General features: G+C 61.9%; 18 protein-coding genes and 1 pseudogene. 16 read left to right on the forward strand and 3 right to left on the reverse strand.

The genetic code is table 11. The features are described from left to right. Nucleotides 1-8: 8 nt before the first annotated feature. The 3 genes from ABFC67_RS14760 to ABFC67_RS14770 are packed head-to-tail and all read right to left on the reverse strand — an operon-like array spanning nucleotide 9 to nucleotide 1489. Nucleotides 9-323 carry a hypothetical protein gene (locus tag ABFC67_RS14760; RefSeq protein ID WP_346738794.1) on the reverse strand — a complete coding sequence of 105 codons (315 nt, stop codon included), beginning with the start codon at nucleotides 321-323 and terminating at the stop codon, nucleotides 9-11. Nucleotides 324-331: 8 nt separating this feature from the next. Next, nucleotides 332-931 (reverse strand): XRE family transcriptional regulator, encoded by a 600-nt coding sequence (locus ABFC67_RS14765; protein ID WP_346738795.1) that lies wholly within the window; start codon nucleotides 929-931, stop codon nucleotides 332-334. A gap of 45 nt (nucleotides 932-976) precedes the next feature. Beyond that, complete coding sequence (locus tag ABFC67_RS14770) at nucleotides 977-1489, reverse strand: hypothetical protein (RefSeq protein WP_346738796.1); 513 nt, start codon at nucleotides 1487-1489, stop codon at nucleotides 977-979. Nucleotides 1490-1514: 25 nt separating this feature from the next. On the opposite strand from ABFC67_RS14770, the gene ABFC67_RS14775 reads away from it, so the two are divergent. The 16 genes and pseudogenes from ABFC67_RS14775 to ABFC67_RS14850 form a co-directional block, all read left to right on the forward strand. Then, on the forward strand, nucleotides 1515-1661 hold the full coding sequence (locus tag ABFC67_RS14775) for a hypothetical protein (RefSeq protein ID WP_346738797.1): 147 nt from the start codon (nucleotides 1515-1517) through the stop codon (nucleotides 1659-1661). A 199-nt stretch (nucleotides 1662-1860) separates the two neighbouring features. Beyond that, nucleotides 1861-2214, forward strand: coding sequence for a RusA family crossover junction endodeoxyribonuclease (locus ABFC67_RS14780; RefSeq protein WP_346738798.1), 354 nt, complete (start codon nucleotides 1861-1863; stop codon nucleotides 2212-2214). A gap of 100 nt (nucleotides 2215-2314) precedes the next feature. Continuing rightward, nucleotides 2315-2599 (forward strand): hypothetical protein, encoded by a 285-nt coding sequence (locus ABFC67_RS14785; RefSeq protein ID WP_346738799.1) that lies wholly within the window; start codon nucleotides 2315-2317, stop codon nucleotides 2597-2599. A gap of 112 nt (nucleotides 2600-2711) precedes the next feature. Continuing rightward, complete coding sequence (locus tag ABFC67_RS14790) at nucleotides 2712-3404, forward strand: HNH endonuclease (RefSeq protein ID WP_346738800.1); 693 nt, start codon at nucleotides 2712-2714, stop codon at nucleotides 3402-3404. After that, nucleotides 3397-4263: a hypothetical protein gene (locus tag ABFC67_RS14795; protein WP_346738801.1), complete on the forward strand. Its 867-nt coding sequence runs from the start codon at nucleotides 3397-3399 to the stop codon at nucleotides 4261-4263. Before ABFC67_RS14790 ends, ABFC67_RS14795 begins: the two co-directional genes overlap by 8 nt. After that, nucleotides 4260-4523 carry a hypothetical protein gene (locus tag ABFC67_RS14800; RefSeq protein ID WP_346738802.1) on the forward strand — a complete coding sequence of 88 codons (264 nt, stop codon included), beginning with the start codon at nucleotides 4260-4262 and terminating at the stop codon, nucleotides 4521-4523. Before ABFC67_RS14795 ends, ABFC67_RS14800 begins: the two co-directional genes overlap by 4 nt. Beyond that, nucleotides 4520-4963 carry a recombination protein NinB gene (locus ABFC67_RS14805; RefSeq protein WP_346738803.1) on the forward strand — a complete coding sequence of 148 codons (444 nt, stop codon included), beginning with the start codon at nucleotides 4520-4522 and terminating at the stop codon, nucleotides 4961-4963. Before ABFC67_RS14800 ends, ABFC67_RS14805 begins: the two co-directional genes overlap by 4 nt. Next, nucleotides 4960-5442: a DNA N-6-adenine-methyltransferase gene (locus tag ABFC67_RS14810; RefSeq protein WP_346738804.1), complete on the forward strand. Its 483-nt coding sequence runs from the start codon at nucleotides 4960-4962 to the stop codon at nucleotides 5440-5442. Before ABFC67_RS14805 ends, ABFC67_RS14810 begins: the two co-directional genes overlap by 4 nt. After that, the gene (locus ABFC67_RS14815) at nucleotides 5439-5756 is read left to right on the forward strand and encodes a Ref family recombination enhancement nuclease (protein WP_346738805.1); all 318 of its coding nucleotides are present in this window, start codon (nucleotides 5439-5441) and stop codon (nucleotides 5754-5756) included. Before ABFC67_RS14810 ends, ABFC67_RS14815 begins: the two co-directional genes overlap by 4 nt. A 174-nt stretch (nucleotides 5757-5930) precedes the next feature. Next, entirely contained in the window at nucleotides 5931-6293 is a 363-nt protein-coding gene (locus ABFC67_RS14820; RefSeq protein ID WP_346738806.1) for a hypothetical protein, read from the forward strand. A 44-nt stretch (nucleotides 6294-6337) separates the two neighbouring features. Next, nucleotides 6338-6691, forward strand: coding sequence for a hypothetical protein (locus ABFC67_RS14825; protein WP_346738807.1), 354 nt, complete (start codon nucleotides 6338-6340; stop codon nucleotides 6689-6691). Between the two features lie 52 nt (nucleotides 6692-6743). Beyond that, nucleotides 6744-7124, forward strand: coding sequence for a hypothetical protein (locus tag ABFC67_RS14830; RefSeq protein ID WP_346738808.1), 381 nt, complete (start codon nucleotides 6744-6746; stop codon nucleotides 7122-7124). Between the two features lie 271 nt (nucleotides 7125-7395). Further along, the gene (locus ABFC67_RS14835) at nucleotides 7396-8079 is read left to right on the forward strand and encodes a Gp49 family protein (protein ID WP_346738809.1); all 684 of its coding nucleotides are present in this window, start codon (nucleotides 7396-7398) and stop codon (nucleotides 8077-8079) included. Between the two features lie 33 nt (nucleotides 8080-8112). Further along, nucleotides 8113-8397 carry a hypothetical protein gene (locus ABFC67_RS14840; protein WP_346738810.1) on the forward strand — a complete coding sequence of 95 codons (285 nt, stop codon included), beginning with the start codon at nucleotides 8113-8115 and terminating at the stop codon, nucleotides 8395-8397. 853 nt (nucleotides 8398-9250) lie between these two features. Continuing rightward, nucleotides 9251-9868, forward strand: a complete 618-nt coding sequence (locus ABFC67_RS14845; RefSeq protein WP_346738811.1) for a terminase small subunit — start codon at nucleotides 9251-9253, stop codon at nucleotides 9866-9868. Then, nucleotides 9795-10121, forward strand: a pseudogene (locus ABFC67_RS14850) (DNA packaging protein); the annotation flags it as partial. The gene ABFC67_RS14845 and the pseudogene ABFC67_RS14850, both read left to right, overlap by 74 nt.

Below are 10121 nucleotides of genomic sequence, written 5' to 3' on the forward strand. Positions count from 1 at the left end.
AGGAGGGTTTATTTAGTCAGGTCGCGGCCTTCGCCGGATTCTATGGGGTCGCGCGAAAGGATGTCGCTGCTGCCGTGGCAAACCAGCTGGGCGACGTGGTAGGTGTCATTCGTATAGATCAGGCAGGGGCTGTCGGCTGCGCCCCATGCGGGGGATTCGACGAGCCGCAGCCGTTCGGTGTCGGACAGTTTGACGTCCTGGGTGACGTGAGGCGGCACGGGCGCCAGCGGATCCGGCGCATGCTGCGCGACGGGCTGCTGTTGCCTCGCGCCACACCCCGATAGGGCGATCGCCGCAATCAAGAGGGCAGGAAGAATGCGCATGGGTTCTCCTATATGTCGAGCTCGACCTTGACCGCTACGCCGATGATGCGGGTGTTCTCGTCGGCGAGCAGGATGGGGTAGCGATCGTTGTCCGGCTTGAGATAGCGCTGGCCGCCCTCGATCACCAGGCGCCGGATGATGGCATCGGGGTATCCCTGCGTGCAGGCCACGACGATGCGCCCGTTTGTGGGTTCCTCTTCTGGCTCGATGATGACAACGGCGTTGCGCGGGATCGTCGGCTCCATGCTGTCGCTGTTGAATATGACGGCGCAGGTCATCATGCCAACCTTGGCAGTTGTCTTGCGCCATTCCGTTGAACTCAGGATTCTAATTTTCGTGTCTCCCTCGAGCAGGGCACATATCTCTGACAGCGGAATCAACGGGATTCTTCCGAAGACGTCGGGCCCAGGCAGAACCTCTCCCGAAACTTTGCTGCCAAGGGCGCGCTCCAGTTTCTGAATGGTGGTTAGCCGCGGATTCGCTGTTTCGCCGGTCAATATCTTGTAAATCGTCGGCTGCGGCACGCCAGAAAGCCGGGCCAGCTCGCACTGTCCCATGTTGTCACGGCGCTCCATTGCCGCGATCAGCCATTTGCTAATTTCTTTCATTTTCGAATTATTGTCCAGTTTTTAATTCGGCAGCGGTTGACCGTGTTAATTCAAATGCGGTAGAGTGAATGAATGGAAAACCAAACCGCAATCGAATCGGCTCACGCCAGGAAGATCGAAGACCTGATCAAGAAGGGTTGGACTCAGGGTTTGATTTCCGACGTTACCGCTATCCCCCAAAGCACGCTCTCGAAGATTGCGCGCGGTGTCCATCCTGATCCGCGCGCTTCCCACGCCGATGCGATCGACAAACTTCACCGCCGCGTCATGCGCGGGGACTCCAAGCGCAGCGCCAAATGATGGCACATCTCTGCTTTCTAGTTGCTGACGCACGTTCACCTTGGGACCGGCATGGCCGGCCTGTTCGCGCCCGGCCTGTTGCGGGCGTCTTTTTACAAACGAATCGATGAAAGGAAGCGTCATGGAGCCATCATCGAAGAGCCCCGCTGAAAGAGCAAGAAAGTCCGTAGCGCTCGTCTTGCAGCGGATGAAAGACCCGGGCAGCGGAACGGCTGTTGCGACCTCCATGGGCGTGTCGGAGTCGACGGTGAGCCGCATCAAGAATGAGCGTCTTGAGGAAGTGATGATCTTCCTCGCCCACCTTGGACTCAAGGTCGTGCCGGCCGAATACAAGTGCGTCGACCGCTCCACCTATGAATTCCTGACCACCACCCACCAGCGCATCATGCAGACGCAGCCGCAGCTGGTGTGGGGCGACGAAGACGAGTGACGGCCTGCCTATGTCCATCCTGCGCATCCGAACCGTCGCCGACCTACCTGCCCACCTACAGGCTCGAGTGCGAGGCGCGCTTGCTGCTGACGTGGCCGCTGGCGCAGCGCCAGGCGTACCTGAAACACCCGAACGTGCAGGGACGGCGCGAAGCGCTGCAGGCGGAAATTACTCGGCTTTTTCGCAAGTCGGATTCGTGATGCTGCCTTACCCCGTGAGCGCGAACCGCTACTGGAGGATCACCCCGCGCGGGCTGAAGCCTTCGCCCGAGGCGACCAAGTACAAGGCGCGCGTTGGCATGCTGTGGCTCCAGTCAGGCGCCGCGCACCGCATCGAAGGTAAGGTCGACGTGACGATCAACCTGCACCCGCGGCGCAACAAGGACGGCAGTGCCAGCGAGACGCGCCTGGATCTCGACAACGCCATCAAGGTCACGCTCGACGCGCTGAACGGGCTGGCGTGGGGCGACGACAAGCAGGTTTTCCGCATCAACGCCGAGATCGGCCTGCCGGTGGACGGCGGAGCGCTCGCGGTTCGCGTGGGGGCGCTATGAGCATCGGACTGATGATCGCACTGGTGTACTGGCTGGCCGCGATGGTGGCCTGGGGAATGCTGAAGGACGAGAAAGCCGGGTGGTTCGAATGATGACCGCGATGGCAGAAACCAGCCTCGACGCCTACCGCTCGTTCTCGACGGTCGAGCTGCAGGCCAAGGAACGCGACGTCATGGACGAGTTCTGGAAGACGCCGGGGCTCACCGTCACGCGCGAGCAGCTTGCGGCGCGGCTCGGATGGAAGGAGGCCGCGGTGTGCGGTCGCGCCAACAGCCTGGTGACCAAGGGCGTGCTCGAAGAGATTGAGGGCGGCAAGACCACCAGCGGGCGATCGGCCAAGCTGTTGCGGGTTCCGGTTAAGGGACAGCAGGAGCTCTTTGCGTGAGTTCATGGCTCGCCCGGTTCCTGATTGAAACGGACTGCATGATGGCGCATTACGGATTTTTGCCGTTCGAGCGGGCGCGCGTTCGTGAATCTCTGGTTAGGGCCATGCGGCCATGAACTACTACGAGCGCCACCTCGGAGACTTCGCCAAGGACACGGCCCACCTTTTCTCAATGACGGCAACCGGGGCACCGGGCCTGCGCATTCCCAGCCGCGCAGGCACGCCGTCACCATTTCATGGTTGGGATGGAAGGTTGGGAATGAAACGAAAGGCCATATCGAAGCGCCTCAGATTCGAGGTTTTCAAGCGCGATTCATTCGTGTGCCAATACTGCGGAGCGCATCCGCCTGGCGTGATGCTGCACGTCGATCATATCCATCCCGTCGCGGATGGTGGCGGAAACGAGATCGATAACCTGATCACGTCATGCGAGGCCTGCAATCTTGGGAAGGGTGCTGTAAGCCTGACATCTATTCCCATGTCGCTCGCAGAAAAAGCTGCGCGCGTTGCCGAGCAGGAGGCGCAGATTCTTGGCTATCAGGCCGTACTTGAGGCAAAACTCGACCGTGTTGATGAAGAGCTGTGGCGCGTTGCTGAGGTCATCGAACCGGGAAGCGGCGAGAAAGGCATGCTGCGAGATTGGACGTCAAGCATCAAGAAATTCAACGAGGCACTTGGGGTTCATTCCGTCATTGAGTGCGCTGAAATCGCAAGGACCAAATACCCGTACGGCGGGAAGCGCACCTTCCTGTATTTCTGCGGGATTTGCTGGAACCGCATCAGAAGCGAGTCAGCGGATGCCTAACCGGATCGTCCGCGAATCCATCCTGGCCAGCGAGGCGGTATGTTCGCTGGGTTGGCCTGAAGAAGTGTTTTATCGACGGCTCATGAGCATTGTCGATGACTACGGCAGGTGCGAGGCAAATGCACAGCTGCTGCGTGCTCGTTGTTACCCACTCCAAACCGACCAAGTACGTGTGGCGGACATTACCCGATGGATGGCTGCGTGCCAGAAGTCCGGATTGATCCTTCTCTACGAGATTGCCGGTAAGGGCTATCTGGAAGTCCAGAAGTTCGGGCAACAGCAACGAAGCGCAAGCAAGTGCCCGCCGCCTCCTGTCGAATGCAGCGGATTGCTATCAGTTGATAGCAATTGCAATCAAGCGCTACCAGTTGCGCAGGTAGGCGTAGGCGTAGGCGTATCCGAAGTCGTAAATCAATCCCAAGCGAGCGCTATCTACGAACCTGCCGCTGTCATACCCGCCACCGAAGTCTGCGCGCGCCTGATTCGTGATGGATTCAACCCAACCGCGCTGAACCCACAGAACCCGAAGCTGCTGGCCCTGCTCGATGCTGGCCTGACGGTAGACGAGATCGCCAGCGTCGGTCCCGAGGCCGTGCAGAAGGGCAAGGGGTTCGCCTGGCTGCTGGCCACAGCAGAGGGCAGGCGGCGCGACGCCGCGGCGACCAAGACGTTGCCACCTAGAGCAGAGAAACCATGGTTCATGTCCAGTTCCGGCATCGAGGCCAAGGCGGTCGAGCACGGCATCGAGCGGAAGCGTGACGAGACGTTCCCGGCCTTCAAGGCGCGGGTCTACCAAGCGGCGGGCGTCACCGACGAAATGGTGCGTCGCGCCAAGATCGACGCGGGGGCGCCGGCATGATGTTCCTGAAGTGCGGACTCCTGTTCCTGCCAACCAGCAGCCGACCGACCGTTGAGGGCGATTACCTGCTCTACAACCAGTGCGACGGCTACCACATCGCCGAGGCGCGCAAAGACGACGACGGCGAGATTGAATTCTACTTTTTCGGGTCAGGAATGCCTGTATCGCGGGAGTCCTACTGCGCCTGGGCGATGCTACCTGACACCCAAGACATGTTCCCGCTCTTTGCCCGCAAGCCGGGGGAGGGTGCCGGCGCATGAAGTTCCCGACGCGCATCATCGACATCAAGGGCGACCAGCAGCGTGACACGATCTGCACCCTGGCACGCAACGTCCCCAACGGCGTGCAGGTGGTTTTCCGGGAGCCGGTCAAGGTCCGAAAGCTCGACCAGAACGCGCTGATGTGGGTGGGCCCGCTGAAGGACATCGCCGAGCAGGTGTGGCTGGATGGCAGGCAGTTCTCCGCTGAGGTGTGGCACGAGCATTTCAAGCGCCTGTACCTGCCGGAAGAGGGCGACCCGGATCTGGCCGAACTGGTGAAAGACCATGAAACGTGGCGCAAGTGGGACGTCACCCCGTCCGGCGATCGCGTTTGTGTGGGCAGCACAACGCGGCTCACGGTCAAGGGTTTCAGCGTGTACCTCGAGCAGGTCTACGCATTCGGCGCCCAGCAGGGCGTGATGTTCAGGGCGTCGGCATGAGCATCGGCGGACATCACAGCGCTGCCGCGCTCAAGGACGAATGGCTGACGCCGCCCGGGATCATCGCGGCGCTCGGTCCCTTCGACCTTGAGCCGTGCTCGCCGATTCTCCGACCGTGGGACACGGCATACAGCCACTACACGATCGAGGACAACGGCCTCGCAAAGCCGTGGTTTGGGCGCGTCTGGTGCAACCCGCCCTATGGGCTCCATGCGGCGCAGTGGCTGGAGCGCTGCGCCGCCCATGGAAACGCGATCGCCCTGGTGTTCGCGCGCACCGAGACGCGCATGTTCTTCGATCACGTCTGGCCGAAAGCCTACGGGATCCTCTTCATCGAGGGGCGGCTGCACTTCCACCACGTCAACGGCCAGCGCGCAGCCGCAAACAGCGGCGGCCCCTCGGTGCTGATCGCCTACGACCCCGAAAACGCCGACCGCCTGAACAGATGCGGAATCCAAGGGAGGTTCGTGGAGCTATGAAGGGCACCAACCCCACCAAGGGCGAAAAGCTCTACTGGTCCCGCCTCGTCAGCGCCATCGGCTGTATCGCCTGCCGGCTTGACGGCATCACGAACAACCATTGCAGCATCCACCACATCGACGGCCGCACCAAGCCGGGCGCGCACATGAACGTGCTGCCGCTGTGCGCTGGCCACCACCAGGACGGGACGGATGGCACCGACAAGATCGCGGTCCACCCGTGGAAAGCCCGCTTTGAGGCGCGCTACGGAAAGCAGGAATACCTCAAGGCGAAGTGCGACGCGATTCTGGATCAGCAGGGGTGGAACGATTGAGGCTGCACCGCATGAGCCCGGAGGCCATTGTCATCGCCGCCGAGGCGTCGACGTGCAAGGGATGTGCAAGGGAGATGCGAGTTCGATTTGGTGATGAGGTCAGGATGGGATGCACGACGGGGAGGAAGCACGGTGATCGCTGCAAGAAGTATCTGCCAACCAAGGGAGGCGCGCATGGACACGGAGAACAGTGAGGTTTCGCTGACGAAGGCCGGCATGGATCGGCTGGAGAACTGGTATCTGTGGGCCAGCAAGGGTGAGCGCGCCATGATCATGGGCCACTACTACCCGCGTCGCGTCTCGGCCTGCGCGCATTACCGGTCGTCCGAAGTCTGGAACGACACCGACAGCGAACCGCTGATAGACGAAGACGACGCCGCCAAGGTCGACAAGGCATTGACTCAGCTTCCGCGCCACCTCAGAACCGCCGTCACCAACCACTATCTCGGCCGGCCGAAGATTTACGGCACGCCGAAGGACGTGCTCGACGGCTGGGTGGGCCAGGCGGCGCGCGAGATCCAGACCCGATTCCCCTGAATTTGTGGGCCCGGCCGGCGCCCGAGAGTCTGGCAGGAGACGACATGAACGGAAGAAAAGCCAAGTTGATTCGCCGGTTTGCGCTTAGCGAGCGCAAGGTCGGAATGAGCCATCGGCGCTGGTATCGGCGCCTGAAGGCGGCATACACGCGCGGCCCCATCCAGGAGCCGAAGCCGTTGCTCGAGCGCCGCCGCAATCCGAAGGCGGCGATCAAGCCGACCTGGCCGAGCACGGCCGACCAGCGCAAGCAATCGCGGCCGGTGATCATGCTGCGCCCCGTGAAGCGCTTGCTCGAGGGCCAGTATCACCCGGTCACGGTCTACTCGTTCCGGCGTGCCGGCGACGTGATGCCCAAGCACGAACTGGATGCCGCGGCCAAGCGCGGCTACCTGCGGTAACTGCGGGAAACCCGTGCCCGCCTGTTTCACGGGAAACTGAAAGGACCAACGAATGAGCTTCATCAAACCCACGGTCGGCCGCGTCGTCCACTACACCCCCGGCCCCACCGAGAAGATCCCCGGCAACGGCAGCGGACAGCCCCTCGCGGCGCTGATCGCCTTCGTCCACAGCGATTCCTGCGTGAACCTGGCCGTGTTCGACGCCAACGGCAACAACCACAGCCGCACCTCGGTTCCCTTGGTGCAGGACGACACCGGCCTGCTGCCGGAATGGGGTTTCGCGCAGTGGATGCCTTACCAGAAGGGGCAGGCCGCCAAGACTGAGCAGCTGCAGGAACAGCTTTCCGTGGATAGCGCCGCTCCCGCGCCCAGCGTTTCCGAGTTCGACCCCGCCGGCGGTTCCGGCCAGCCGGCTGAAACCGCTTCCGCATAAGCCCAGGGCAGTTGCCGCCTCAAAGCACATGCCGCCTGTGTGGGCGAAGGCGACGACCGCAGGCCCCAGCGCATGAGCGTAGCCGGATGGGGCCATTACCAACCTCAACACGAAACCGAAAGGACTGACATGAGCAAGACGAAAGCCCCCGCCAAAGCCCCGATGAAGAAGCCCGGTAAGACCGGCAAGAAACCGGGCTGCTGAAGCGACTGAAGCGGCCGGCAGCAGGACGGGCCGGCCGCGCGTGACAACGTAACGAAAGGACATCGAAATGAGTTCTGGTACTTCTTCATCGAGCAGCGGTGGGATTGGAATCCTCGGATTACTCGGCGTCGTATTCGTGACGCTCAAACTGCTGGGCGTCATCAACTGGTCGTGGTGGTGGGTTACGGCTCCGTTTTGGGGCGGCATCGCACTGGTTCTTGCGGTCTTCCTCATCTTCGCTCCGATAAGGATTGAATCATGTCGCAAACCCGCGTCGCTTCCGGCTCCGATCAGGCAGCCGTTCTCTACGGTGCCGCCCTCTTCGCGCAAGCGCAGAAGAAGGATTGTGGGCGGCGAAGCGATGAGCGCGCCGCGCGTGACGCAGGCCGACATCGAGGCGGCGATCTCCGAAGAGTTCTATTTCACCGCGCGGGATGGCGTTACTGGTGCGCGCTACAACGAAGTCCCGCGGCAATTTACAGGCATTGACACGTCTCCGCCCCCGCTTTCCCTCCTGACCTTCTGCGTCCTGGTCCTGACCAACGGATTCACCGTCACCGGCGAGTCGGCCTGCGTCAGCCCGGAGAACTTCGACGCCGAACTCGGCCGCAAGTACGCCCGCGAGAAGGCCGTGGAAAAGCTGTGGACGCTGCTGGGGTTCGACCTCAAGGAGCGCCTGCACCGCTTCGCCGAGCGCGCGCCGCGGCCGCACGACCCGCCCATCCCGCCGAATCACCATCCTTTCGCCTGACCGGCGACCCCATCATCCATTCAAAGGACATCCATGAAAATCCTGACCATCAACACCCCGAACGACAAGAGCCAGTACGCGCTGGATACCGTGCGCAGCGTGCATATGCGCTTGGTAGACGCCGCAATCCAGCCCGGCCAAATTCCGCTTGTCGACCACGTTACCAACCTGAAATGGCTGCTGTACGTCGAAATGCGCCCGGTGAAGCGCCTGGATGCGGAAGGCAAGGGCCAGGTGGTCGACGTATGCGACCTCAAGGAATGGCTGTTCGACACGCGCGAAGAGCTCGAAGCGGCTGTTTCGATCGATACGGTGTGAAAAACCTTGACTTTGCCGCTGCAAGTGGCTGAAACTCAGGACTGAGGGGCAAGGTGCGTCCAAAGCGCGCGCCCCAACAGGCATCACGAGCGGTGAGAGCCCCGCGCCGGATACGTACCCGGCACCAACACGCATGGCGATTAGTTTGAGTGCTGGCAAGAGTTCAGTACAGCCAGCGGGGCCGAGACGCGCGGAACTACCCCATAGGGTTCGTGACCCCGGATGGTTCGAATCCATCGCTAGTCGCCAGCCGTGTTGGTGAATGCGGAGGCTGATCCGCAACGGAGCCATGTTATCTGGTCACATGGAATCTGACGCAGGACGCTGCATTGCAACCAGAATGCCGGAGATCAGCACCGGCCACCAACAACCCATTAATTTCAACCCGTCCTTGAGGCGGGTTTTTTCATCCGGGGAACCAATGAAAGCGCTTCTGCTGTGTCTGGTGTGCCTGCCAGCCTTCGCCGGACCCCTCGATGAGACGCGCTATTGCGGAGAGCCCGCGCGCAACGCGGACGGGTCGATCGCGCGCAGCGCGTCCGTCATCAGGGCATTCAAGCGGATTCACCCGTGCCCATCTACCGGACTGAAGACGGGCGCTTGTCCAGGATGGGCTGTCGATCATGTTGTCAGCCGCGCCTGCGGGGGATGCGATTCGGTGTCGAACATGGCATGGATGCCGAACGTGCTGAAGTCTGGCCCCGGGACGCTGCCGAAAGACCGCTGGGAGCGGAGAATCTATTGCAGCCCGCCACGGATCGTCAAAATGCCGGAGAGCGGAACGCTCGAAGTCAGAAGTAGATAGCCACAATCACCCAACAAGACCCGCCCACAGGCGGGTTTTTTTATGCCCATGAGCAAGAACCTGACCACAAAGCAAGAGGCGTTCTGCCTGGCTGCAGTGACGAGCGACAGCGCGAGCGAAGCGTACCGCAAGGTCTACAACACGTCCCGCATGAACGAAAAGACCGTGTGGGAAGCAGCCAGCAGGATGATGGCAGACCCGCGCATCGAGGCGCGTATCGCCGAACTGCGCGCCCAGGTCGCCAAGGAGGTCGTGCTGACCGAGGCGCGCGTGCTGGAAGAGGTGGCCCGCATCGGCCTGTTCGACCCGCGCAAGCTGTTCAACGCTGATGGCTCGCCCAAGCAGATCACCGAACTCGACGACGCGACGGCCGCTGCGATAGCCGGGCTTGAGGTCATCGAGCAATTTGAGGGCAGTGGGCAAGACCGTAAATTCGTCGGCTACCTGAAGAAGTACAAGATCGCCGACAAGAACGTGGCCCTGGAAAAGCTGATGAAGCACCTTGGCATGTTCGAGAAGGACAACAAGCAGAAGGCCGGCATGTTCGACAACGTGCCGCGCGACACCCTGCGCATGATCGAGGATAAGCTGCGTGGACTCACCACAGGACAATCTGGCGTGGCTGGAAACACTGCCGCCGGAAGCCCAAGCCGCTTTACTCACTGAGGTACAGCAGGCCCGGCGCGAGCGGAAGCTGGACGACTATCGCCCCTACGCCAAGCAGCGCGAGTTTCACGGCCTCGGCAAGACCAAGCGCGAGCGCCTGCTGCGCGCCGGCAACCAGAACGGCAAGACCTATTGCGTCGGCGCCGAGGCGGCCTATCACCTGACCGGGCTGTATCCGCCCGACTGGAACGGCAGGAAGTGGGATCGCCCGGTCGTGGTGTGGGCGTCGTCTGAAACTGGCGAGAGCACGCGC

The organism is Mizugakiibacter sp., assembly GCF_039680435.1.
Classification (GTDB): Bacteria; Pseudomonadota; Gammaproteobacteria; order Xanthomonadales; family Rhodanobacteraceae; genus Mizugakiibacter.